This window comes from Streptomyces sp. NPDC058145, assembly GCF_042884245.1.
Lineage (GTDB): Bacteria > Actinomycetota > Actinomycetes > Streptomycetales > Streptomycetaceae > Streptomyces.
On sequence record NZ_JBHVUH010000002.1, the window covers coordinates 590,203 to 613,575 of the forward strand.

The following is a 23,373-nucleotide window of genomic DNA, read 5'->3' on the forward strand; positions in this document are numbered from 1 at the left end:
CGGCTGACGACGGCTACCGGCCCCGCAGGCTGCCAGCAGCACTGCTACGGGAGCCGCAGGCTGCCCACACCGTTGCTGCGGGCGCGCGCGAACGGGGCCGGCTCACACGTGAGATACGGCCGGTTGTCCGGGCATGCCGGAAGCCGCGCCGTACGGATGTCGTCGGAGCGGCCCTTCGCCATGCCCGGCCCCGAGGGGCCGGACGTGCCTCAGACGCCCGCGCCCAGCACCGCGTTGATCTGCTGCGGGTCACCGCAGCAGATCAGCAGCGCACCTGCCCGCGAGTGGGCCAGCGGGAGGGCGGTGGCGGCGGAGTCGCCGTTGACGGCCACGACGACCACCGGCCGGGTCGCGGCACGGGAGGCGTGGACGGCGTCCGTGTAGAAGACGTCGTCACCGGCGTCGTGCAGAGTCCAGTAGGAGGCTTCTCCGAAGGACAACTCGTGTTCCGTCCACGGATGCTGGGCACCGGTGGTGATCACCAGCACCTCTCCGGGGGCGCGGCCCGAGTCCAGGAGCAGGTCCACTGCCTCTTCGGCGGCGTCGAGCGCGCCCTCGGCCGAGGCAGGGATCAGCTGGATCTGCGGAGTCGCCGGCGTGGCGGGGGGAGCCGTGGCGGCGGGAGCGGCCGGGCCCGACGGGGCCGGCTTGGCCGGAGCCGCGTCACGCGAAGCGCGCTGCACCGGCGGCGCGGGCCGCGGGGGGCTTGGACGACCGGGGCGGGACGAAGCCGCCGGACGGGGGCCGGGTACGGGGCGTGGGGTCGGCGCGGTGCGGGGACCCTGGGCACTCTCGTGAATCTGAGGCTCCTCGGGAATGAGAGGCATGAGCTGATTTTTATCAAACGTTGGTGCGGCACGGTTGGCCGGGTGGCACATCAGTGCGAGCGGAACCGTCAGAAGTCGAAGCCGAGCTGACCCTCGATCTCCGGAACGCTTCCGTCCGCCCCGCTACGGACCTTCTTGAGGTGCCGCCACTGGGGCAGCGCATCAAGATACGCCCACGACAAGCGGTGGTACGGGGTGGGCCCCCGCTCCTCCAGTGCCGCCTTGTGCACGGGCGACGGATACCCGGCGTTGTCCGCGAATCCGAAGTCTGCATGGTCGATGCCCAGTTCGGCCATCATTTTGTCGCGCTGGACCTTGGCGATCACCGACGCCGCCGCGACGGCCACGCAGGACCGGTCACCCTTGATGACCGTGCGCACCTTCCACGGGGTACCGAGGTAGTCGTGCTTGCCGTCGAGGATCACGGCGTCCGGGCTGACCGGCAGGAGGTCCAGGGCGCGGACGGCGGCGAGCCGCAGCGCGGCGGTCATCCCCAGGCCGTCTATCTCCTCGGGGGACGCATGCCCCAGGGCATAGGCCGTGACCCACGACCGCAGTATCCCGGACAGTTCCGTACGCCGTTTCACGGTCAGCAGCTTGGAGTCGGTCAGACCCTCGGGCGGCCGGCGCAGTCCGGTGATCGCCGCGCAGACGGTGACGGGGCCGGCCCACGCACCCCTCCCCACCTCGTCGACACCGGCAATGACCTTCGCTCCGGTCGTGGCACGCAGGGAGCGCTCGACGGTGTGTGTAGGTGGTTCGTACGGCATGGCGCCCTTAGGTTACGCCGCCGGCAGGGCCGCGCGACACCCCGGTCCCCAGGATCGGACCGGGGACGCCGAGGGGCCCGTTCAGGACCCGTGCCGCCGCAGCAGCGGCATCATCAGCCCATCGATCATCTCTTCGAGATCCTGATCGCTCCATTCACTGGCGCACATCTTGGACCGGTACATCATCATCGCCGGGACGGCGTCGAAGACGTAACCGTTGTCGGCGTCCGGGCGCACTTCTCCCCGCCCGATGCCGCGGATGATGACCTCGCGCAGCTGCTCGATCATCGGCTCGACCACTCCGTCGAAGATCACGCCATGGAAGCGTTCCACCTGCGCCGGATCGCATTCGTGAATCACGGCACGCAGGGCGAAACCAGGGCGCGAGAACATGGCGTCCCGTGCGCGCCGGCACAGGGCCAGTAGATCCTCCCGGACACTGCCGAGGTCGGGGACCTCCTCGATGCGGGGCAGTCCGGCCTCGAGGGCATGGGCGACCAGATCCTCCTTGGAGGGCCAGCGGCGGTAGACCGCGGCCTTGCCGGTCTGGGCGCCGGCCGCGACGCCCTCCATCGTCAGACCGTTCCAGCCGACCGTGCTGAGCTGCTCCAGGGTGGCATCCAGGATCGCGCGCTCGAGCACCGCGCCGCGCCGACGGGGGGAGGCCGCCTGAGCGGGAGCGGCCGTCCAGCGCGAGGTATCCATCTGTGTTTCTCCAGCATGCAAGGGGAAGCGGGGGTTCCGGGGCGGAGCCGCGCCACGTCGCAGCAAGGGGGACGCGACACGTGACGCGGCATTAAGTGAACGCTTGCGTTCACTGTCGGGGACTCACTACCGTTGACGCGAGAGTGAACGCAAGCGTTCACTAACGCCTTTGTGGGGGACCCATAGTGACAACCTCTCAGCTGCTTCAGGAACGGAAACCGGGTGCGGCCCGCCGGGATGGGCATCCCGGCATCGCGCTCACCGTCATCGCGGCCTGCCAGCTCATGGTGGTACTGGACGCGACGATTGTGAACATCGCGCTCCCGCACATTCAAGACGCTCTCAAGTTCAGCACCACCGACCTCACTTGGGTGGTCAGCGCCTACACGCTCACCTTCGGCGGTCTGCTGCTGCTCGGCGCGCGGGCCGGCGACATCCTCGGCAGGCGCCGGGTGTTCATGGCCGGCATCCTGCTCTTCACCTTCGCCTCGCTGCTGGGTGGGCTCGCCCAGGAACCCTGGCAACTGCTCGCGGCGCGCGCCCTGCAGGGAGTGGGCGGCGCGATCGCCTCGCCCACTTCGCTCGCCCTGATCACCACCACGTTCCCCGAAGGCCCGGAACGCAACCGGGCCTTCGGCGTGTTCGCCGCCGTGTCCGCGGGCGGTGGTGCCATCGGCCTGCTCGCGGGCGGCATGCTGACCGACTGGCTCGACTGGCGGTGGGTGCTCTTCGTCAACGTGCCGATCGGCCTCCTGATCGCGTTTCTCGCCCCGCTGTACATCAGCGAGTCCGAGCGGCACCCGGGACGGTTCGACATCGCGGGTGCGCTCACGTCGACGGTCGGTATGGCCTCGCTTGTGTACGGGTTCATCCGCGCCTCGGAGGAGGGCTGGCGGGACGGTCTCACCCTGGGGTCCTTCGGCGCCTCGGTGGTGCTCCTGCTGGCGTTCGTCCTCATCGAGCTGCGGGCCAAGGAACCGATCACCCCGCTCAAGATGTTCGCCGACCGCAACCGCTCGGGCACGTACGTGATCATGCTGAGCCTCGCTGCGGCGATGTTCGGCATGTTCTTCTACATCGTGCTGTTCGTGCAGAACGTGCTCGGCTACAGCGCGATCAAGGCCGGTCTGGCCTTCCTCCCCGTGACCTTCGCGATCGCGGTCGGCGCCGGTCTGTCCCAGCGCTTCCTGCCCACGCTCGGCCCCAAACCCTTCATGATGACCGGCTCGGCGCTCGTGGTGACCGGACTGGTCTGGCAGACCTTCATCACGCCCGACAGCTCCTACCTCGGCGGGGTGCTGGGACCGATGCTGGTGTTCGGCTTCGGCATGGGCCTGAACTTCGTGACGGTCACCGTCACGGCCGTCTCCGGTGTGGCCCAGCACGAGGCGGGCGCGGCGTCCGGGCTGCTCAACGCCACCCAGCAGGTCGGTGGTTCGCTGGGCCTGTCCATCCTGACCACCGTCTTCGGCTCCGCGAGCACGGACGAGGCGAAGGATCAACTGCCGAAGTTCCTCACCGACGGCACGCCCGAACAGAAGGCGCAGTTCGCCAGGACGCATCAGTTGCCCGCGCCCTGGGGGCATGAGGTGCTCGCTCACGGGATCTCCGCGGCCTTCGTCCCGGCCGCCGCCATGGCCCTGCTCGCGTTCCTCACCGCCTGGCTGGTGATCAGGGTCCGCAAGAGCGATCTCGATGCACTCGCCGGCACGGCGGGCCCGGGCATCGGCTGACCTGTCCGCGGCCGCGCGGAACCGCGGCCGGCCGGACCGCAGCCGGGGGAACGGGACACACTGCGGCCCGGCCGTCCGCACTGCCCGTACGGCCACGACCAAGGAGACCAGCAGCGGGACAAGCACGGTCGGCACAGCGACAACGACAGCCACCACCCACACCCCTCCGCCCTCGCTCCACACCTGCCCGAACCGAGCCGTCGTCCGCATCGACGCGGACGACGGCTACCTGCAGAACGATGGGCAGTCACACACAGTTCCCAGTGGGTACGGAGAGTCTCCGTTCGTGTGGCCCGGCGAGGAAAGGGTTCAGAGCCCCGTCGGCACCCAGTCAGGCAGTGCCTCGGTGCGCTCCACCCACCGCGCGGGTGGCGTGCCCGCCTTGCAGGAGCCGAGCACGCCGCCCACGATCGCGCAGGTCGTGTCCACGTCCCCGCCGACCTGGGCGGTGGTCCAGAACGCCGTCTCGAAGTCGGCCAAGGCCCGCGCGGCGGACCAGAGGGCGAACGGGACGGTGTCGTGGGCCGACGTGCGGCGTCCGCAGCCCAGCACGGCCGCGACGGTGACCGGATCGCCGTAGTCGAGCATGTCGCGGGCCCGGCGCAGGCCCGCACCGACGGCGCTCTTCGGGATGAGTGCGATGACGCCGTCGAGGAGCGCTTCGGGGCCGGGCGGGCCGCCCGGCGAGGCGGCCAGCGCGGCGGCCGCGGCGACGGCCATCGCGCCCACCACGGCCTCGCGGTGCTGGTGCGTGGGGTACGCCGAGATCTCGGCCTGGTGGGTCGCCTGCTCGGGATCGTCGGCGTACCAGGCGCCCAGCGGCGCGATGCGCATCGCGGCGCCGTTGCCCCAGGACCCCTGTCCGTTGAAGAGGCCGGCCGCCACCTCACGCCAGTCCTCGCCCTCGCGGACGAGGCGCAGCAGCCGGTTGACGGCCGGGCCGTAGCCGCGGTCGAAGTCGTGGTGCTCGGCGAAGGAGCGGGCCAGCGCGTCCTGGTCGAGGCGGTGGTGGACGGCCAGGACGGCCACCACGGAGCAGGCCATCTCCGTGTCGTCGGTCCACTGCCAGGGGCCCGCGGGCAGTTCGCGGCGCTTGAGCAGCGGGTAGTTCGCCGGGACGAAGAACTGCGAGCCCAGCGCGTCTCCCACCGCCAGTCCGCGCAGGCTGGCCAGGGCACGGTTCAGGCGCTCGAGAGAAGAGGAGTCAGCGGTCATCGGTCTGCCACTCTATCCGGAACCCCAGTGCGGCACCGGATCCCGCCATCGCTCGAAGGGCCGGTTCATGGTGTACTTGCCGTCCTCACCGAGAACGAGCATCCGCATCTCGGCGTTCCCGGGGTTCGACAGCGACTCGAATTCCGCCACCGTCCAGTGGAACCAGCGCATGCAGAACAGCCGCATCGCGAGTCCGTGCGTCACCAGCAGCACATTCGGCGGATGGTCCGGCGCTTCGAAGCTGCGGAAGAGGCTCTCCAGGAAGCCGCCGACCCGGTCGTAGACGTCGGCGCCGGACTCGCCCTGCGGGAACCGGAAGAAGAAGTGGCCGTAGGCATCCCGGTACGCCTTCTGCAGACGCACGTCGTCACGGTCCTGCCAGTTGCCCCAGTCCTGCTCACGCAGCCTGGGCTCCTCCCGCACCCGTATGAGGTCGGGGTCGAGATGGAAGGCGCGCAGCGTCTCGTGGGTACGGCGGTACGGGGAGACGTACACGCTCACGTGTTCCCCGCCGAAGAGCTCCCGGATCTTCTTGCCGGTCTCCTCGGCCTGTCTCCAGCCGCGCTCGGTCAGGGCGAGAGCGTGGTCGGGCTCCCGCTCGTACACGGAGTCATCAACATTGCCCGTTGACTCGCCGTGCCGGACAAGGACAATGCGCCGTGGTCGTGCCATGCCGAAACCCTAGATCGAACGGGGGACGGTGGAGCACTCGTACGGGCCCCATACGGCGTAGGTCACACGTATCTCGCGCATCGGGGCACTCACGGGCGCACAATTCCCGGGTTGTCCCCCCGTTGGATTCACCGACTGTCCAGGATCAGCCTTCGTCCTCGAGGCGGCCGGTTCAGACCGTCCAGGACGGCTCCAGTTCCACGATGTCACCCGTGAGAGCCGCGATGTCCGCCTCCGTCTGGGCGCGCAGTGCGAGGCGCTCCACCCGCTCGGTGCGGTATTTGCCGTGCTCGGCCGCCGACCGCCACATGGACAGGATGAGGAACTCCTGCTCGGGTGCCTCGGCGAACATGCCCCGGATCATGCCGGGTGAGCCGGCCATGGCAGGGTTCCAGACCTTCTCCTGCATGAGGGTGAAGTGCTCCACACGCTCCTCGTGGACCCGGCACAGGGCGACGCGGATCAGGTCGGAGTCGGTGAACCGGGGCTCGAAGCCGGTCTTCACGTCGAATCGGTACTCGAACAGTTTGACCTGGGAATCCTTGAACGTGCCGGACTGGGCGGCCGCCAGACGGTCGTGGGAGCGGGCCATGAAGGAGTCGTAGAAGGCGCGGCTCTCCCAGAAGGCGAAGATGTGCGCCACCCCGGGCCGCTGCCGGCTCCAGCCTCCGCCCTGCCCCCGAAAACCCGGCTCCCCCGGAAGCCCCGCCCATTTCCGCTGCCCGCGCTCGAAGCCGCGGCGGTCCACCACGGTGCAGCGAATCCACTTGACCAGCACCGCGCCATCGTAAGGCCACCGGCGTGGCGCCGGTCACGCTCCGGCTGAGATCGCCCGCGCACGCTCCCCCGCGCGCGTGGCACGATGAACAAACGGCCCTGACTTCGGGGCAGTTGACAGGCATGGCACTTCAAGGGGGTGGCGAAGCCCGGTGGCTGGTTTCAGCAAGGGAATCCGCAAGGTCGAGGTCGCGCTCAAATGGGACCCCAGTCCGGCGGGCCGACCGCCCACCGATCTGGACATCGTGGCGGGGCCGTTCGAGTCCGGCGACCCGCATGGGGCGCCGACCTATCTGGTGCACTTCGACAGCCGTTCGCCGGACGGCACGATCTTCCTCAACCGGGACAGCACCGACGGCAAGGGCTTCGGCTGGGACGAGGTCATGACGCTCGAGCTCGACCGGCTCGACGGCCGTTACGCGCGCGTAGTGGTCGGTGTGGTCATCCAGCAACAGACCGGGCACAGGACCTTCTCCGACGTACTCGGCCCGGCCATGCGCATCCGCGAGGGCTACACCGTGCTCGCCGAGGACGACTTCGCCTCGGTCCCCGAAGCCACGGCGGCCACGATCGGCGAGTTCCTGCGGGACGACTCCGGTGGATGGACGTTCCACTCCGGAGTCCACGGCTACGACGAGGATCCGGCGACCTTCCCCCGTGTCATGGGCAGCAGGCGACACGCCTGATACAGGGGCGCACAGGTAAGGGGCGCCGGCGATTGCCGGCGCCCCTTACCTCAGGAACGGCGTGTCATCAGCTGCAGCCGCTGGTCGAGCCGCAGCCCTCGCAGATGTAGCAGGAACCGGCCCGCTGCATCTTCGTACCGCAGGAGAAGCACAGCGGGGCGTCGGCCTGGATGCCCAGCTGCATCTCCACCAGCTCGGCGCTGGTGTGCGCCTGCTTCGGGGCCGGCTCGACCACCTCGGACTCGGCCTTCGGCGTGGCGACCGCTTTCAGCTCCTGGGCGCGCGGCGCCGACTGGGCCAGGCCCTCGACGTCGACCTCGTCCTCGGTGGGCTCGTAGGAACCGGTCTCCAGGTGCCGCTGGCGCTCCTCGGCGGAGTGGATGCCGAGCGCGGAGCGCGTCTCGAAGGGCAGGAAGTCCAGCGCCAGGCGTCGGAAGATGTAGTCGACGATCGACTGCGCCATCCGCACGTCCGGGTCGTCCGTCATGCCGGCCGGCTCGAAGCGCATGTTGGTGAACTTCGAGACGTACGTCTCCAGAGGCACGCCGTACTGCAGACCGACGGAGACGGCGATGGAGAAGGCGTCCATCATGCCCGCGAGGGTCGAGCCCTGCTTGGACATCTTCAGGAAGACCTCACCGAGACCGTCGTCGGGGTAGGAGTTGGCGGTCATGTAGCCCTCGGCGCCACCGACCGTGAAGGACGTGGTGATGCCGGGGCGGCCCTTGGGGAGGCGCTTGCGGACCGGGCGGTACTCGACGATCTTCTCGACCGTCTCGCGGATGGCCGCCTCGGCCTTCTCCGTGACCTCGGCCTTCTCCTTCTCCTTGGTCTTGGCGGAGAGCGGCTGGCCGACCTTGCAGTTGTCGCGGTAGATGGCGAGCGCCTTGACGCCCAGCTTCCACGCCTCGTAGTAGATCTCCTCGACCTCCTCGACGGTCGCCGTCTCCGGCATGTTGACCGTCTTGGAGATGGCGCCGGAGATCCACGGCTGGATCGCGGCCATCATGCGGACGTGGCCCATCGGGGAGATGGCGCGCTCGCCCATGGCGCAGTCGAACACCTCGTAGTGCTCGGGCTTGAGGCCGGGGGCGTCGATCACGTTGCCGTTCTCGGCGATGTGGGCGACGATCGCCTCGATCTGCTCCTCCTGGTAACCCAGGCGGCGCAGGGCCTGCGGGACGGTGCCGTTGACGATCTGCATCGAGCCGCCGCCGACCAGCTTCTTGAACTTCACCAGCGCCAGGTCGGGCTCGACACCGGTGGTGTCGCAGGACATCGCCAGGCCGATGGTGCCGGTCGGGGCGAGGACGGACGCCTGCGAGTTACGGAAACCGTTCTTCTCGCCGATGCGGACCACGTCCTGCCAGGCCTCCGTGGCGGCGGCCCAGACCGGGTTGTCCAGGTCGTCCATGCGGACGGCCCCGCCGTTGGCGTCGGCGTGCTGCTTCATGACGCGCTTGTGGGCGTCGGCGTTGCGGGCGTAGCCGTCGTACGGGCCGACGACGGCGGCCAGCTCGGCGGAGCGGCGGTAGGCCGTACCGGTCATCAGCGAGGTGATGGCACCGGCGAGGGCACGGCCGCCGTCGGAGTCGTAGGCATGGCCGGTGGCCATCAGCAGGGCGCCGAGGTTGGCGTAGCCGATGCCGAGCTGGCGGAACGCGCGCGTGTTCTCGCCGATCTTCTGGGTCGGGAAGTCCGCGAAGCAGATCGAGATGTCCATCGCGGTGATGACCAGCTCGACGACCTTCTGGAAGCGCTCGGTCTCGAAGGACTGGTGGCCCTTGCCGTCGTCCTTGAGGAACTTCATCAGGTTCAGCGAGGCCAGGTTGCAGGACGTGTTGTCCAGGTGCATGTACTCGCTGCACGGGTTCGACGCGGTGATCCGGCCGGACTCGGGGCAGGTGTGCCAGTTGTTGATCGTGTCGTCGTACTGGATGCCCGGGTCGGCGCAGGCCCAGGCGGCCTCGGCGATCTTGCGGAAGAGCGCCTTGGCGTCGACCTCCTCGATGACCTCACCGGTCATACGGGCGCGCAGGCCGAACTTGCCGCTCGACTCGACCGCCGTCATGAACTCGTCGTTCACCCGGACCGAGTTGTTGGCGTTCTGGTACTGGACGGACGTGATGTCGTCGCCGCCCAGGTCCATGTCGAAGCCCGCGTCGCGCAGAACGCGGATCTTCTCCTCCTCGCTGACCTTCGTCTGGATGAAGTCCTCGATGTCGGGGTGGTCGACGTCGAGCACGACCATCTTGGCGGCGCGGCGGGTGGCGCCACCGGACTTGATGGTGCCGGCGGAGGCGTCGGCGCCGCGCATGAAGGAGACGGGACCGGAGGCGTTGCCACCGGAGGAGAGCAGCTCCTTGGAGGAGCGGATACGGGAGAGGTTCAGGCCGGCGCCGGAGCCGCCCTTGAAGATCATGCCCTCTTCCTTGTACCAGTCGAGGATCGACTCCATGGAGTCGTCGACGGACAGGATGAAGCAGGCGGAGACCTGCTGGGGCTGCGGGGTGCCGACGTTGAACCAGACAGGGCTGTTGAAGCTGAAGATCTGGTGCAGGAGGGCGTAGGCCAGCTCGTGCTCGAAGATCTCGGCGTCGGCGGGCGAGGCGAAGTACTTGTAGTCCTCACCGGCCTTCCGGTACGTCTTCACGATGCGGTCGATCAGCTGCTTGAGGCTGACCTCGCGCTGCGGGGTGCCGACGGCACCCCGGAAGTACTTGCTGGTGACGATGTTGACCGCGTTCAACGACCAGAAGTCGGGGAACTCGACGCCACGCTGCTCGAAGTTGACCGAGCCGTCGCGCCAGTTGGTCATGACGACGTCACGACGCTCCCAGGCCACCTCGTCGTACGGGTGTACGCCGGGGGTGGTGTGGATGCGCTCGATGTGCAGTCCCTTGTTACCCGCCTTGGCTCCCTTGGCTCGGGAACCTCGCGCCGGACCGCTCGCCGTCTCTGTCATGCCGCCTCCCTGTACGGGCGAAAACGCCCTGAAGTGCCCCGATGTTCCCGTGGCACGGTGTTCTGTCTGATGTTGCGGGCGCCCTCAACTGCCACTCGCAACAGGTCTTCGGTCGCCGCCTTCCGAACCGGAACCCGGGCATCCGTCCGGGTTCCGGCGCGCCGGTCAGTCGGCGGCGTGGGCGGGCACGGGGACCTCGGTGGTCCCTCCGAGCCCGCGTTCGTCTTCCTGGCCCCCCGCTCCCGCGTCTTCGTCGTCCACGGCGGGGCCTCGCGCCTGCCTCAGTTCCGCGATGGCGGCCTCGAAGTCGTCGAGCGAGTCGAAGGCCCGGTAGACGGAGGCGAATCGCAGATAGGCGACGAGGTCGAGCTCCTGCAACGGGCCGAGTATGGCCAGACCCACGTCATGGGTGGTCAGCTCGGCACTCCCGGTGGCCCGCACCGCCTCCTCGACCCGCTGGCCGAGCTGGGCGAGTGCGTCCTCAGTGACAGGCCGTCCCTGGCATGCCTTGCGCACACCATTGATGACCTTGGTACGGCTGAACGGTTCGGTGACCCCGGACCGCTTCACCACCATGAGCGAACACGTCTCCACGGTCGTGAAACGACGGGAGCAGTCAGGGCACTGGCGGCGCCTGCGGATCGACGTGCCGTCGTCGGTCGTACGGCTGTCGACCACGCGGCTGTCGGGGTGCCTGCAGAAGGGGCAGTGCATGATCTCCAACCCTCCTCACAGCAGACTCAATAGCCCCGCTGGACCACATGGGCCCCTCGAAGCAGCCCTAAGCATAGGCGATCGCGGAGCCATCCCAGACCCGGGGGACCACAACTTATGGGCTGCAGTAAGCATCCAACCACTAGATGTAGGGCTTGGCTCATACACCGAGGCGGTCACGCGTGTCGCCACGCCGGAGCACGCCCCGGATACCCGCTGCCGGCATTTCCGAACACGCGGGCGCCGGGACGTATCGATCCTGCGGTTACGGAGATACCGTGGGCGCCGCACGGAGACCGCGTGGGACTCCGGCGCAGAAGGGAGCCCGGATCCGGGTGAACCGGGTTCCGGATGGCAGACTGAGGGCACAACCCGCAAGGTCGCCAATCCCGGCGGTGAAGAGTGCAGCAATGGACGCTTTTGCCCGCCGGATGCCGCGTTAGCCATACACCCAGACACATGATCACGTCAGGCGAATCGCACTTTTTCACTCGAACGTGTGTTTGGCGCAACCTTTCGAAAGCAACTACCGTTGTCCAGCAGGGAGACCATCGAGAGGGGCCGACGTGACCACCACCGCAGACAGTGCCACCATCACCGCCCAGGACCGCTCCATGGGCCGAGTCGAGCCGGTACATGCGATGAACGAAGCCACGAATCCCGAGGGGCACAAGCGCTCCCTGCCTGGCCGACCTCCAGGTATCCGGGCGGACAGCTCCGGGCTCACCGACCGGCAGCGCCGGGTGATCGAGGTCATCAGGGATTCGGTGCAGCGACGCGGCTACCCGCCGTCCATGCGCGAGATCGGCCAGGCCGTCGGCCTCTCCAGCACGTCCTCGGTGGCGCACCAGTTGATGGCGCTGGAGCGCAAGGGCTTCCTGCGCCGCGATCCGCACCGCCCGCGCGCGTACGAGGTGCGCGGCTCCGACCAGGCCGTGACGGTGCAGCCCACCGACACCGCCGGCAAGCCCGCCGCGTCCTACGTCCCGCTGGTCGGCCGTATCGCCGCCGGTGGGCCGATCCTCGCGGAGGAATCGGTCGAGGACGTGTTCCCGCTGCCCCGCCAGCTCGTCGGCGATGGTGAGCTCTTCGTCCTGAAGGTCGTCGGTGACTCCATGATCGAGGCCGCGATCTGCGACGGCGACTGGGTCACCGTCCGCCGCCAGCCGGTCGCCGAGAACGGCGACATCGTCGCGGCGATGCTCGACGGCGAAGCCACCGTCAAGCGCTTCAAGCGCGAGGACGGCCACGTCTGGCTCCTGCCGCACAACGCGGCCTACGAACCGATTCCCGGCGACGACGCGACCATTCTGGGCAAGGTCGTCGCTGTGCTGCGGCGCGTGTGACGGCCGTGGCGGGCGGGCCGGACGGCTCACCCCCCTGACCGGGCCCCGGGACCCCTGCGCCGGTTCCGGGGCCCTGTGCTGTCCGGGGCCCTGTGCTGCCCCGGACGACTGTGCGGACCGTCGCGCAGGTGGTGGTCCGGCCGAAGCCGACCGGACCAGCCGGCTCACTGTTCCTGCGTCTGCTTCTCTTCCGTCTGCCTCGCGGCCGCGTCGATGGCCGCCAGTGATTTGCGCACCTGGTTGCGGTCCGTGGTGTACCAGAAGTCGGGCAGGGACGCCTTGAGATAGCTGCCGTACCGCGCCGTGGCAAGCCGCTGATCCAGCACCGCTACCACACCACGGTCCCCCGAGGCGCGGACCAGACGGCCGGCGCCCTGGGCCATGAGCAGGGCCGCATGAGTCGCGGCCACGGCCATGAAGCCATTGCCGCCCGCCTCCTCCACCGCCTTCTGCCGGGCGCTCATCAGCGGGTCGTCCGGGCGTGGGAACGGGATCTTGTCCATGATCACCAGCTGACAGCTGGGGCCCGGGACGTCGACGCCCTGCCACAGCGACAACGTGCCGAACAGGCAGGTCCGCGGGTCGGCGGCGAAGTTCTTGATCAGCTCCCCGAGCGTCTCCTCGCCCTGGAGCAGGATGGGGAACTCGGGGATCCGGGAGCGCAGCTCCTCCGCGGCGAGCTGGGCGGCACGCATGGACGAGAACAGTCCGAGGGTGCGGCCGCCGGCCGCCTGGATCAGCTCGGTCAGCTCATCGAGCATGTCGGAGCGCTCACCGTCCCGCGCCGGGCGCGCGAGGTGCTTCGCGACGTAGAGGATGCCCTGCTTGGGGTAGTCGAAGGGCGAGCCGACGTCCACGCCCTTCCACTGCGGCAGATCCTCGCCCTCCGTACCCTCGGGGCCGAGCCCCAGCGAGGCGCCGACGCCGTTGAAGTCGCCGCCGAGCTTGAGCGTCGCCGAGGTGAGGACGACGCTGCGGTCCGCGAAGAGCTTCTCCCTGAGCAGCCCGGAGACCGACATGGGCGCGACGCGCAGAGAGGCGCCGAAGCGGTCGTGGCGCTCGTACCAGACCACGTCCCACTCGGAACCGTTGACCACTCGCTCCGCCACGTCGTGCACGGTCTCGACCGATGCCAGCGCCTGTTTGCGGACCGCGTCCTCGTCCTGGACGGACTTGTCGCGGGTGGAGCCGAGCGCGGTGATGACCGTGCGGGCCGCGTCCCGCAGTGCCATCAGCGCATAGCCGAGGTCCTCAGGGATCTCCTCGAGGCGGCCCGGCAGAGCCAGTTCCATCAGCCGCTCGAAGCCCTCCGCGGCGGTCTGGAGCTGGTCGGCGGCCTTCTCATTGACGAGTCTGGCCGCCCGGCGCACGGCGCGGTTGACCTGGCCGGGCGTGAGTTCGCCGGTGGCGACACCGGTGACACGGGAGACGAGTTCGTGCGCCTCGTCCACGATCAGCACCTCGTGCTGCGGCAGGACTGGGGCGCCGTCGATGGCGTCGATGGCCAGGAGGGCGTGATTGGTGACGACGACCTCGGCGAGCTTGGCCCGCTCGCGCGCCATCTCCGCGAAGCACTCGGCGCCGTAGGCGCACTTCGAAGCGCCCAGACATTCCCGCGAGGACACCGAAACCTGCGCCCAGGCACGGTCGGAGACGCCCGGTGTGAGGCCGTCGCGGTCGCCGGTCTCCGTCTCGTCGGCCCAGTCACGCAGGCGCAGCAGGTCCTGGCCCAGCTTGCTGGTGGGCGCGGCGGCCTCGAACTGGTCGAAGAGCCCGTCCTCCTCGTCCTGCGGCATGCCCTCGTGCAGGCGGTGCAGGCACAGGTAGTTCGACCTGCCCTTGAGCATGGCGAAGTCCGGGCGGCGGCGCAGCAGCGGGTGCAGGGCGTCCACCGTGCGCGGCAGGTCGCGTTCCACGAGCTGGCGCTGCAGTGCGAGCGTGGCCGTGGCGACGACCACTCGCTCCCCGTGCGCGAGCGCGGGCACGAGATAGCCCAGCGACTTTCCGGTGCCGGTGCCGGCCTGGACCAGCAGGTGGGATCCGTCGTCGATCGCCTCGGCGACCGCTTCGGCCATGGTCACCTGGCCGGGGCGCTCCGTGCCGCCGACGGCTGCGACAGCGGCATGCAGGAGTTCGGGGAGTGAGGGCTTCGTCATAGCCCGACCACCCTACGGCCCGGCACTGACAAACGGGCGGTCAAGGCGAGGGCGAGGGGTGGGATCACTGCGGGGGCTCCTGGAACGGGGGGGGGGGTGACTGCGGCGGCTTCGCCGGTCTTCCGGATCTTTTCGCGACGACCGGGAACCTCGCCGAGCCGCCATTCGTACTCAATGCGACAGCGTCATCACAATTCGTTACATCAGCCGGTTCGGGACGCGGTCCCGGACCACGAGGGCAGCCCGCTTTCCGGGCAGGTCGACCTCGGACGCGAATCGGAACCCGGCACGCAGGAAGGCGGTGACGGAGGGGGTGTTACGAAGATCCGGCTCGGCGATGACCCGGGCGCAGGCGGGACGACGGTCCAGGATGAGTTCGGCCACGGCCTTGAGCAGGACGGAGCCCAGTCCTCGCCCCCGGTCGGCGGCCTCACCGACGAGGAGGTGGATCCCGGTGTCGTGCGGACGAGTCGGACAGTGGCGGGCCAGCGGATCGAGGTCCGCCCGGTAGATCTCCCAGTAGCTCATGGGGACGCCGTCCAGCATGCCCAGGCACGGCACGCTGCGGCCGTCTCCGTCGAGTTGGGCGCGAAGGTGGTCCTCGGTCCTGTCCGGGGGCCCCGCCAGTGCCCAGAAGGTGGCGACAGCGGGGTCGTTCATCCAGCGGTGGATGAGCGGGAGGTCGTCCTTCAGGCGCACGGGGACCAGTTGGAAGAGGCCCACGGGGGTGACGGTCGGCCCCCAGCCGGATACGTCGTCGAGCAGGTCGGCGGTGGCGAAGAGGGCGACGAACTCGGCGGGCAGGCGCAGATGCAGCGTGGCCTCGCCGTCCTCGGGAGATGCGGTGTCCGCGCTGGTGTCGGTGGAGGGCACGGTGCGCTCCTTTCAGCAATGGGAAGTGGAGAGTTCGGGAGGTGCGGAAGGGCAGGGCGGTTCGCTCAGGAGTGAAGGGGGTTGGCGATGGTGACGTAGACGGACTGGGTGTCGACCGGGCCGATGAGTTCGTCCATGCCGTGCAACCGGGTCAGCAGGTTGGCCTTGCAGCGCAGGACAGGCGAGTCGAGCAGCAGGCCGGGCAGCGGGGTCCGCAGGGCGAGCGGGCCTGACGCGGCCTCGGTGAGAAAGCCGCGGAACGCGGCGATGAGCAGCCGTTCGTCAGCGAGTTGCTGGGAGCCGAAGGCGCCGATCAGCCCGAGCACGTTGTTGATGGCGAGGTAGTACGCGAAGCGTTCGTCGGTCACCTCGTCCGCGACGAAGGTGTCGCTGTGCACGCCGATGCCGGGCAGCCGCGCGTCGAGTTCGGCTCGCCGGGACTCACGGAAGTAATAGCCCTGGTTGTCGCGGTACCGGCCGCCGGCGGGCCAGCCGTCGCGGTCGAGCGGGACCAGCGTGTTCTGCTGATGGGCCTCAAGGGCGATCCCGGCCTCGCTGTCCAGCCAGAGCACGGGCCGGACGACCTGTTCCAGATAGCGCAGGAACCACTCAGCGGCGACGGCTCCGACGGGGCGCCCGGTGCGTGCGGCGAGCCGCGCGACGAGTCGCGACAGACGGGACCGCAGGGCCCAGGGTCCCGTCGTCGGCCAGGCGTCGGGGTCCGGTTCGGCGAGGGGCCGGGGCGTGACGAGTCCGGCCAGGCAGCTGACGTCGTCGGCCGGGGTGAACGGGTTGTGTCTGATCATGACGTCGAGGCCGGGCAGGGGCCGCCCGTCCGGATCGTCGACGGCGAGCCAAGCGGGGTCGCGGACGATGTCGAAGGCGGGGTGTGCGCCCTGCCACTGACGGGCGAGGCCGCCGCGCAGCAACCGGTGCACCTCGACTCCGCGGTGGAGTTCCTTGCGCAGGTTCTCGCGTCGGGAGTTGGTGATGCGCAGGCCCAGCGACAGTTTCAGCATCGCGGGGGCGTCGGACCGATGGACGGTGCGTACGGAGGAGGTGGGGTGCCAGGGCGAGCCGAGGGGACCGAGGTCGCGAAGGGCTCCGGAGTCGAGCAGGGCGGCGATCGCCTCGCGGTGCCTGAGCTCCCTTGCCTGCCAGGGGTGCAGCGGCAGCGCGGCGTATCCGTCGGGCAGGGGGAGGGTGGTTCCGGCAAGCCGCTGGGTGAGCCGGTCCGCGGGAACGGTACGGCCGCGCTCGGTCCAGGCCGAGTCCGTCATCAGCAGAGAGGGGGCCACGGCCCACCAGTGCAGCGGGAACGAGCCGCGCGACTCCGGTGAGTACACGGGACCTTCGGCCTCGGTCAGACCTTCCCGGCTCTTCGGGGCGGGGTGCAGAGGGTGTCCGAGGAGGAGGGACTGCTCGGCGCTGAGGAAGAGGTCGGGGCCGTCTTCCGGGTGTGCGCGCCGATCGCTGAGGAACGTCGCGGTGCGGCGCAGGGAATCGGCCACCCTGGCGACCAGGTCGCCACCGTCACCCGCGGCCCCGGGCTGCTCCGGGACACAGGCGGTGCCGTAGGTGCCGCCGGGTGTCTCCCTGGCGAGGAGGGCCGCGAGAGTGATCGCGTCGATGGGCGGAGCCGTCTCGGCGCCGGCGAGGCAGACCGGCCCGAAGCGGTGCCAGCCCGCCGGGGACCAGTGCCGGACCTGGACGATCAGCGCGGTGCCACTGCGGAGCAGCGGGATACGAAGGGTGCCGGTGGCGGGGGCGGCGAGGTCGGTCTCCCGTACCCAGCAGCGCAGGAGGTTCTCGACAGCGGCGGTCTGGGCGGCGGTGCCGGGATCGGGGTCCTCCAGCGGGTCGGCGCCAGGGGCTTCCGCACTCGTGCTGTCCGGGGCTCGGCGCTTCTGCTGGGGGAACGACTCGGCGAGCGGCACGTGAGAGGGCTGGGTCCCGGAGTCGCCCTGTTCGTCGGGGCTGCCGGAACGGCCGTCGGGTGCGGGGGTGGCGTTCAAGACGGCTCCTCGAAAAGGGGGGGGCTGGGGCTACGGGGGGTTGGGGGTGTTCGCGTCCGGACGTCCCGTCGTCCGTTCGGCCGCCGTGCGGTGGTGCCGCTGTGCGGTCGTCGCGGGCCCAGGCGGGGGGCCGAGCAGCCATGTCGCGCGCGTTGTTCGCGTGCGACCGAGACGAGGAGGGGACCGGCCGTGGGTGGCTCCTCGGGCCCCGGTGGGGCCGCTCCGGTGGGGCTGCTAGCCGTTGCCGGGGTTGGGGTTGTCGTGATGGCGGTGTCGGCGGCCGTGGTCCTGCCGTCGGCGGGCCGCCGCTGCCACCGCGTCGGCCAGACGGTCCATGACGGCTGCCGCCTGCTCGTCGGAGATGGTCAGCGGCGGAAGGAGCCGTACGACGCCGGCGTGGCGACCGCCGAGTTCCACGATGAGCCCCCGGTGGAGGCACTCCCGTTGGACGGCCGCCGCGAGTTCGGAGTCGGCGCGGTGCGGGGTGTGGGTGGGCCGGAGGCCATCGGTGGCGACCCGGTGATCGGCGGCCAAGGAGTCATCGCCCGGGCCGGTTGCCCCGCTCTCCGGGTCCACCAGCTCGATGCCGATCATCAGCCCCCGTCCCCGGACGTCACCCACGCACGGGAACGCCTCCTGCAACTGGCGGAGTTGGGACAACATCCGCGAGCCCAGGGCGGCGGCCCGCTCGGCGAGCGCGTTCTCCCGTACGTGAGCCAGGGTGGCGGTGCCGGCGGCCATGGCCAGCTGGTTGCCGCGGAAGGTGCCCGCGTGGGCGCCGGGCTGCCAGGCGTCGAGGTCGTCACGGTAGACGACCACGGCCAGCGGGAGGCTGCCCCCGATGGCCTTCGACAGGACCATGACGTCGGGTGTGACACCGCTGTGCTCCACGGCCCAGAAGGCACCCGTGCGGCCGACGCCGGTCTGGATCTCGTCGGCGATCAGCGGAATGGACCGGTCGGTGGTGATCTTCCGCATGCGGCGCAGCCAGTCGTCCGGCGCCGGGATCACGCCGCCCTCGCCCTGGACGGGTTCGACGATCATCCCGGCGGGGAGCGGTACGCCCGACTTCGGGTCGTCGAGGAGGGACTCGGTCCAGCGGGCGCCGAGTTCGGCACCGCGCGGGCCGCCGATGCCGAAGGGGCAGCGGTAGTCCTGCGGGTACGGCAGCCGCGCGACCCGTACGTCGCCGGCCCCGCCGGAGGCGGCCATGGCCCCGGCCGTCATGCCGTGGTAGGCGCCGGTGAAGGCGAGCATGCCGGTGCGTCCGGTCGCGGTGCGGACCAGTTTGAGTGCCGCTTCGACGGCGTCGGTGCCGGCCGGTCCGCAGAACTGCACGCGGGCACGGTCGGCGAGCCCGGGCGGCAGGGTGCGGAACAACTCGGTGATGAAGGCGTCCTTCACCGGCGTCGCCAGGTCGAGGACGGAGAGCGGGGCGCCGGAGTCGAGGACCCGGCGGATGGCCTCCAGGACCACCGGGTGGTTGTGGCCGAGGGCGAGGGTTCCGGCCCCCGAGAGGCAGTCCAGGTAGCGGCGGCCGTCGGCACCCTCGATGGTCAGTCCCCGCGCCCGCACGGGCACGATGGGCAGGGCCCGCGCGTAGGTGCGTGCCGCGGACTCACGCGCCGACTGGCGCCTGAGGATCCCCTCGTGCACCGCGCGCTCTTCCCCGTACGCACCTTCAGCCACCGACTCGGTCACGGCCACGACTCGCTGTCCTCCCCGCTGTCCAGAGGCGAGTTGATCCGCGGGGACCGGGCACAGGCAGCGGACCCCCCACCCCTACAACCGCGCACCGGCCCCCGGGTTACGGGTTTTCCCGTATTCCTTGGACGGCGGCCGAACCGCCTGATGCCCCCTGTCCCCGCAGCCCCGCACCCGTGGCGCATCCGCGGTGCTCCCAGCGCCCCGCCCACTCGGCGCTCGTGATGCCGCCCACCCGGGGTCGGCGCAAGCTGGAAGACGAGCGCGCCCGGCACCGGCCGACACCGCCCGGCACCCCCGATCGCACCGCGTCGGAACCCCCCTGGAGGTTGATCATGACGGACCTTCCCCCGCCGCCCACGCCGCAGCTCGAGCGCGCGGCCAAGGAACTCGCCGACGCCACCGCACCGCACCCCCGCATCTACGAGGTGCCTCCAGCGCAGGGGCGCGACATCCTGGCCGGCCTGCAGACCGGCGAAGGGGTGGACAAACCGGCCGTCGACGAGAGCTGGACCGACGTCGACGCCGGTGAGTGGGGCACCGTCCGCGCCCGTGTCGTCAGGCCCGGCGGCGCCGAGGGCCCGCTGCCGGTGATCTTCTACATCCACGGCGCCGGCTGGGTCTTCGGCGACGAGAACACCCACGACCGTCTCGTGCGCGAGCTGGCCGTCGGGGCGAACGCGGCCGCGGTCTTCCCCGTCTACGACCGGGCACCCGAGGCCAGATACCCCACGCAGATCGAACAGAACTACGCCGTCGCGCGGTGGGTCGTGGAGCACGGCGCCGAGATGGGCCTCGACGCCTCCCGCATGGTCGTCTGCGGCGACTCCGTCGGCGGCAACATGTCGGCGGTCCTCGCCCAGATGGCCAAGGACCGCGGTGACGTCCGCCTCGCCGCTCAGGTGCTGCTCTACCCGGTGACCGACGCGAACTTCGACACCGCGTCCTATCTGCAGTTCGCCGAGGGCTACTACCTCACCCGGGACGGCATGCTCTGGTTCTGGGACCAGTACACGACCGGCGACTCCCAGCGGAAGGAGCGCTACGCCTCGCCGCTGCGCGCCTCCCTCGACCATCTCCGGGACCTGCCGCCCGCCGTCGTGATCACCGACGAGGCCGATGTGCTGCGCGACGAGGGCGAGGCCTACGCGGCCCGGCTGCGGGAGGCCGGCGTCCCGGTCACCGCCGTACGGGTGCTCGGGATGGTGCACGACTTCCTGATGCTCGACAGCCTGCGTGACTGCCATGCGACCGGCATCGCCCGCAGGATCGCCGTCGGCGCCATCCGGAACGCCCTGCACGGCGACTGAGGTTTCCGCACGACCGGGCGCTGCCGGGCCCCCGTTCTCCCCGGCTTCCGAGCGCCCGCCTCACCGAATCGGCCGAGCCGCGGTTCCGTGTCCTCCTTGAGGTGAGGACACGGAACCGCGGCTCGTGTGCTTCCAGGTCAGGCCGCTTGTAGCCGAACCGTTGCCGGACCGTCGGAACTCCCCCACAGCGAACGCATAGTGTGTGATGCCGTTCCCAGCGACCAGTGGACCGGCATCAACTCCCCATGAGTGCGGTGCCGGTGCCGGGACCGAAGCGCCGAGCACCTTCACATCAGGGGGAGTCAACAGCATGCGATCCATACGGCCGTCGTTCACCGTTCGCCGAGGGAGGGGCGCGCCGCGCAGGACCTCCCCCGTGCTGGCGACGGTCGCCCTCGTCTCGGCGCTGGCGCTGACCGCCACGGCCTGCAACGGCGACGGTGACGACAACGCCGACGACAGGCCGACCGCCGCCGCGACCCAGGGCGGTACCGGTGACGGCAAGATCAAGATCCCGGACGACATCCGTCAGAAGCTCAAGGAGCACGGGATCGACGTCGACAAGTGGAAGAACGGCGCCTGGAAGAACTGGAACAGGGACGACTGGCTGCGCGAGGCCAACGACTTCATCAACCCCATCATCAAGGGTCTGTGGGACCCGGACCGGATGCGGGACGCCAACGACCCGGCCAAGCGTGTCGACGACAACGACATCTCCGGTGACCAGGGCGTGACGGACCCGACCCCGGCGCCGGTGACGGCGCAGGCGGTCAGGCCGCCCTATCACACCAGCGCGGCCACGTCGGGCAAGGTCTTCTTCGACTCCCCCGAGGGCACGATGGTCTGCTCGGCGACGGTCGTGCGGGACCCGGCGCACCCGGGCAAGTCGAACCTCATCTGGACGGCCGGCCACTGTGTGCACGCCGGCAAGAACGGTGGCTGGTACCGCAACATCGCCTTCGTGCCGTCGTACAACAACCAGGGCAAGTCGACCGCTGAGCTGCAGGACGCGAGCCGGGCCGAGGTCGCCCCGTACGGCGTCTGGTGGGCCGACGCGGCGAAGACCTCGCAGCAGTGGATCGACCAGGGCGGGCGCACCGGCGGCAACGGCGCCTCGTACGACTTCTCGGTCATCCATGTGACGCCGGAGCAGGGCAACGCGGGCAAGTCGCTGGAGGAGACGGTCGGCGGGGCGCTTCCGGTGAACTTCGACGCCCCGGCCGTGCCGAAGGTGCAGAGCATCACGGCGACGGGCTACCCCGCCGCGGCCCCCTACGACGGCCAGCTCGCCTACCAGTGCCAGGACAAGCCGGGCCGGCTGTCCCTCGGCAAGCCGGACCCGACGATGTACCGCATCGGCTGCACGATGACCGGCGGCTCCTCCGGCGGCGGCTGGGTGGAGACCGGCTCGGACGGCAAGTCCGCCCTGGTGTCCAACACCTCGATCGGCCCGGTGCGCGCGGGCTGGCTGGCGGGTCCCCGTCTGGGTGAGGTGGCCAAGGGCGTCTACGACTCGGTCAGCAAGAAGTTCGCCGGGCAGTAGCGCTGCCGCACCACACGGGACCGGACGGCGGCGAGATGTCCAAGGGGACCTCGCCGCCGTCCGGTCCCGCCCCACGCGCGGTCGCGGTGGGGCGTCATCGGACATTTCAACGGGGGACATCGCACCATGCGTTACGCACCTTCTTCCTCGGCGCGCCGGCGCCGAACCGCTCTGGCGGCGGCCGGCATGGTCGCCGCCATGGCGTTCACCACGACCGCCTGCGAGGGCTCCACCGACGACAAGGCGGACGCCCGGTCCGGAGCCGGCGCCTCGCGGGCCGCCACCCACGACGCGGGCGGCGCCGGCAAGGTCCGAATACCGGCCGACATCGCCGGCCGGCTCAAGGAGCACGGCATCGACGCCGACCGGTGGAAGAACGGCGCCTGGAAGAACTGGGACAAGGACAAGTGGCTCAGTGAGGCCAAGGACTTCGTCAACCCGGTGATCGAGGGCCTGTGGAAGCCCGAGCGGATGCGCTCCGCCAAGGAGGCCAACAAGACGGTCACCAAGGACGCGGCGGCCGGCCAGGGCGTCAGCGATCCTGAGCCGCGGCCCGTGCCGGCCGAGGCGGAGAGGACGCCGTACCACCGCAACGCGGCGCCCGTGGGCAAGGTCTTCTTCGACTCGCCCAAGGGGTCGATGGTCTGCTCCGGCACGGTCGTCAAGGACGTCAACCACCCGGGTAGATCCAACCTGGTCTGGACGGCGGGCCACTGTGTGCACGCCGGCGGGAACGGCGGCTGGTACCGCAACCTCGCGTTCGTGCCGTCGTACAACGACCTCGGCAAGTCCGAGGCCGAGCTGAGGAGCGCGACGACGACGGAGGCCGCCCCGTACGGCACTTGGTGGGCGGACTGGGCCTCGACCTCGAACGAGTGGATCCGGGGCGGTTCGGAATCGGGGGGCGCGGGCGCGGCGTACGACTACGCGGTGCTGCACGTGAAGCCCGAGTCCGGGGCGAAGTCGCTGGAGGAGACGGTCGGTGCAGCGCTCGACGTCGACTTCTCCGCGCCGTCCGCGACCGAGGTGGCGAGCATGGGCGCCTGGGGCTACCCGGCGGCACCGCCGTACAACGGCCTGAAGATGTTCAAGTGCCTGGACCGGCCGGGTCGGCTGGCGCTGAGCCCGTCGCTGCCCACCATGTACCGGATCGGCTGCACGATGACCGGTGGCTCCTCCGGCGGCGGCTGGTTCCGGGTGGTGAACGGAAAGACCGAGCTGGTGTCGAACACCTCGATCGGGCCGGTCACCAACACCTGGCTCGCCGGCCCGCAACTGGGCAAGGAGGCCGAGGCGCTCTACCAGAACATGAGCCGCGCGTACGGCGGACGGTGACGAGGCCCCTGAGCCGACGACGAGAGG

17 protein-coding genes and 1 pseudogene are annotated in these 23,373 nt (G+C 70.2%); 6 read left to right on the forward strand and 12 right to left on the reverse strand.

Features of this window, described 5'->3' with window-relative positions:
* Positions 1 to 209 precede the first annotated feature (209 nt).
* The 3 genes from ACFVVO_RS06495 to ACFVVO_RS06505 form a co-directional block, all read right to left on the reverse strand.
* A complete protein-coding gene (locus tag ACFVVO_RS06495) occupies positions 210 to 827 on the reverse strand; it encodes a hypothetical protein (RefSeq protein ID WP_390052234.1) in 618 nt (205 codons plus the stop codon).
* Positions 828 to 895: 68 nt separating this feature from the next.
* Positions 896 to 1,597, reverse strand: coding sequence for a ribonuclease HII (locus ACFVVO_RS06500; RefSeq protein ID WP_390052236.1), 702 nt, complete (start codon positions 1,595 to 1,597; stop codon positions 896 to 898).
* An 81-nt stretch (positions 1,598 to 1,678) separates the two neighbouring features.
* Positions 1,679 to 2,302, reverse strand: coding sequence for a TetR/AcrR family transcriptional regulator (locus ACFVVO_RS06505; RefSeq protein WP_390052365.1), 624 nt, complete (start codon positions 2,300 to 2,302; stop codon positions 1,679 to 1,681).
* A 185-nt stretch (positions 2,303 to 2,487) separates the two neighbouring features.
* On the opposite strand from ACFVVO_RS06505, the gene ACFVVO_RS06510 reads away from it, so the two are divergent.
* The gene (locus tag ACFVVO_RS06510) at positions 2,488 to 4,035 is read left to right on the forward strand and encodes an MFS transporter (RefSeq protein ID WP_390052238.1); all 1,548 of its coding nucleotides are present in this window, start codon (positions 2,488 to 2,490) and stop codon (positions 4,033 to 4,035) included.
* Between the two features lie 309 nt (positions 4,036 to 4,344).
* Here ACFVVO_RS06510 and ACFVVO_RS06515 read toward each other — a convergent pair whose 3' ends face one another.
* The 3 genes from ACFVVO_RS06515 to ACFVVO_RS06525 all read right to left on the reverse strand — a co-directional run bounded on the left by ACFVVO_RS06515 (position 4,345) and on the right by ACFVVO_RS06525 (position 6,700).
* Complete coding sequence (locus ACFVVO_RS06515; protein WP_390052240.1) at positions 4,345 to 5,250, reverse strand: ADP-ribosylglycohydrolase family protein; 906 nt, start codon at positions 5,248 to 5,250, stop codon at positions 4,345 to 4,347.
* A 12-nt stretch (positions 5,251 to 5,262) separates the two neighbouring features.
* On the reverse strand, positions 5,263 to 5,922 hold the full coding sequence (locus ACFVVO_RS06520) for a histidine phosphatase family protein (protein ID WP_390052242.1): 660 nt from the start codon (positions 5,920 to 5,922) through the stop codon (positions 5,263 to 5,265).
* A gap of 172 nt (positions 5,923 to 6,094) precedes the next feature.
* On the reverse strand, positions 6,095 to 6,700 hold the full coding sequence (locus ACFVVO_RS06525) for a YdbC family protein (RefSeq protein ID WP_390052244.1): 606 nt from the start codon (positions 6,698 to 6,700) through the stop codon (positions 6,095 to 6,097).
* A gap of 124 nt (positions 6,701 to 6,824) precedes the next feature.
* Here ACFVVO_RS06525 and ACFVVO_RS06530 point away from each other — a divergent pair.
* Positions 6,825 to 7,385, forward strand: a pseudogene (locus tag ACFVVO_RS06530) (TerD family protein); the annotation flags it as partial.
* A gap of 67 nt (positions 7,386 to 7,452) precedes the next feature.
* On the opposite strand, the gene ACFVVO_RS06535 reads toward ACFVVO_RS06530, so the two are convergent.
* Together ACFVVO_RS06535 and nrdR are read right to left on the reverse strand one after the other, a co-directional pair.
* The gene (locus tag ACFVVO_RS06535) at positions 7,453 to 10,350 is read right to left on the reverse strand and encodes a vitamin B12-dependent ribonucleotide reductase (protein ID WP_390052246.1); all 2,898 of its coding nucleotides are present in this window, start codon (positions 10,348 to 10,350) and stop codon (positions 7,453 to 7,455) included.
* 165 nt (positions 10,351 to 10,515) lie between these two features.
* Positions 10,516 to 11,064: a transcriptional regulator NrdR gene (gene nrdR, locus ACFVVO_RS06540; RefSeq protein WP_390052247.1), complete on the reverse strand. Its 549-nt coding sequence runs from the start codon at positions 11,062 to 11,064 to the stop codon at positions 10,516 to 10,518.
* 566 nt (positions 11,065 to 11,630) lie between these two features.
* Here nrdR and lexA point away from each other — a divergent pair.
* Positions 11,631 to 12,410, forward strand: a complete 780-nt coding sequence (gene lexA, locus ACFVVO_RS06545) for a transcriptional repressor LexA (RefSeq protein WP_014675455.1) — start codon at positions 11,631 to 11,633, stop codon at positions 12,408 to 12,410.
* 164 nt (positions 12,411 to 12,574) lie between these two features.
* On the opposite strand, the gene ACFVVO_RS06550 is transcribed toward lexA, so the two are convergent.
* The 4 genes from ACFVVO_RS06550 to ACFVVO_RS06565 all read right to left on the reverse strand — a co-directional run bounded on the left by ACFVVO_RS06550 (position 12,575) and on the right by ACFVVO_RS06565 (position 19,161).
* Positions 12,575 to 14,566, reverse strand: a complete 1,992-nt coding sequence (locus tag ACFVVO_RS06550) for an ATP-dependent DNA helicase (RefSeq protein WP_390052249.1) — start codon at positions 14,564 to 14,566, stop codon at positions 12,575 to 12,577.
* A gap of 198 nt (positions 14,567 to 14,764) precedes the next feature.
* A complete protein-coding gene (locus tag ACFVVO_RS06555; protein WP_390052251.1) occupies positions 14,765 to 15,439 on the reverse strand; it encodes a GNAT family N-acetyltransferase in 675 nt (224 codons plus the stop codon).
* Positions 15,440 to 15,504: 65 nt separating this feature from the next.
* Positions 15,505 to 17,454: an IucA/IucC family protein gene (locus ACFVVO_RS06560; RefSeq protein WP_390052253.1), complete on the reverse strand. Its 1,950-nt coding sequence runs from the start codon at positions 17,452 to 17,454 to the stop codon at positions 15,505 to 15,507.
* A gap of 234 nt (positions 17,455 to 17,688) precedes the next feature.
* Complete coding sequence (locus ACFVVO_RS06565) at positions 17,689 to 19,161, reverse strand: diaminobutyrate--2-oxoglutarate transaminase family protein (protein WP_390052255.1); 1,473 nt, start codon at positions 19,159 to 19,161, stop codon at positions 17,689 to 17,691.
* A gap of 332 nt (positions 19,162 to 19,493) precedes the next feature.
* Between ACFVVO_RS06565 and ACFVVO_RS06570 the strand changes: the two genes are divergently transcribed.
* From ACFVVO_RS06570 to ACFVVO_RS06580, 3 genes are all read left to right on the forward strand, one after another.
* Positions 19,494 to 20,468, forward strand: a complete 975-nt coding sequence (locus ACFVVO_RS06570; RefSeq protein WP_390052257.1) for an alpha/beta hydrolase — start codon at positions 19,494 to 19,496, stop codon at positions 20,466 to 20,468.
* A gap of 310 nt (positions 20,469 to 20,778) precedes the next feature.
* A complete protein-coding gene (locus ACFVVO_RS06575) occupies positions 20,779 to 22,011 on the forward strand; it encodes a trypsin-like serine peptidase (protein ID WP_390052259.1) in 1,233 nt (410 codons plus the stop codon).
* 126 nt (positions 22,012 to 22,137) lie between these two features.
* Positions 22,138 to 23,346, forward strand: a complete 1,209-nt coding sequence (locus ACFVVO_RS06580; protein WP_390052261.1) for a trypsin-like serine peptidase — start codon at positions 22,138 to 22,140, stop codon at positions 23,344 to 23,346.
* The last annotated feature ends 27 nt before the right edge of the window (positions 23,347 to 23,373 follow it).

Excerpts from the sequence above, each read along its gene's own strand:
- ACFVVO_RS06535 (WP_390052246.1), bottom strand. The coding sequence starts at position 10,350 with ATGACAGAGACGGCGAGCGGTCCGGCGCGAGGTTCCCGAGCCAAGGGA.
- nrdR (WP_390052247.1), bottom strand. The coding sequence starts at position 11,064 with ATGCACTGCCCCTTCTGCAGGCACCCCGACAGCCGCGTGGTCGACAGC.
- ACFVVO_RS06550 (WP_390052249.1), bottom strand. The coding sequence starts at position 14,566 with ATGACGAAGCCCTCACTCCCCGAACTCCTGCATGCCGCTGTCGCAGCC.
- ACFVVO_RS06570 (WP_390052257.1), top strand. The coding sequence starts at position 19,494 with ATGACGGACCTTCCCCCGCCGCCCACGCCGCAGCTCGAGCGCGCGGCC.
- ACFVVO_RS06575 (WP_390052259.1), top strand. The coding sequence starts at position 20,779 with ATGCGATCCATACGGCCGTCGTTCACCGTTCGCCGAGGGAGGGGCGCG.
- ACFVVO_RS06580 (WP_390052261.1), top strand. The coding sequence starts at position 22,138 with ATGCGTTACGCACCTTCTTCCTCGGCGCGCCGGCGCCGAACCGCTCTG.
- ACFVVO_RS06495 (WP_390052234.1), bottom strand. The coding sequence starts at position 827 with ATGCCTCTCATTCCCGAGGAGCCTCAGATTCACGAGAGTGCCCAGGGT.
- ACFVVO_RS06515 (WP_390052240.1), bottom strand. The coding sequence starts at position 5,250 with ATGACCGCTGACTCCTCTTCTCTCGAGCGCCTGAACCGTGCCCTGGCC.
- ACFVVO_RS06520 (WP_390052242.1), bottom strand. The coding sequence starts at position 5,922 with ATGGCACGACCACGGCGCATTGTCCTTGTCCGGCACGGCGAGTCAACG.
- ACFVVO_RS06500 (WP_390052236.1), bottom strand. The coding sequence starts at position 1,597 with ATGCCGTACGAACCACCTACACACACCGTCGAGCGCTCCCTGCGTGCC.
- ACFVVO_RS06505 (WP_390052365.1), bottom strand. The coding sequence starts at position 2,302 with ATGGATACCTCGCGCTGGACGGCCGCTCCCGCTCAGGCGGCCTCCCCC.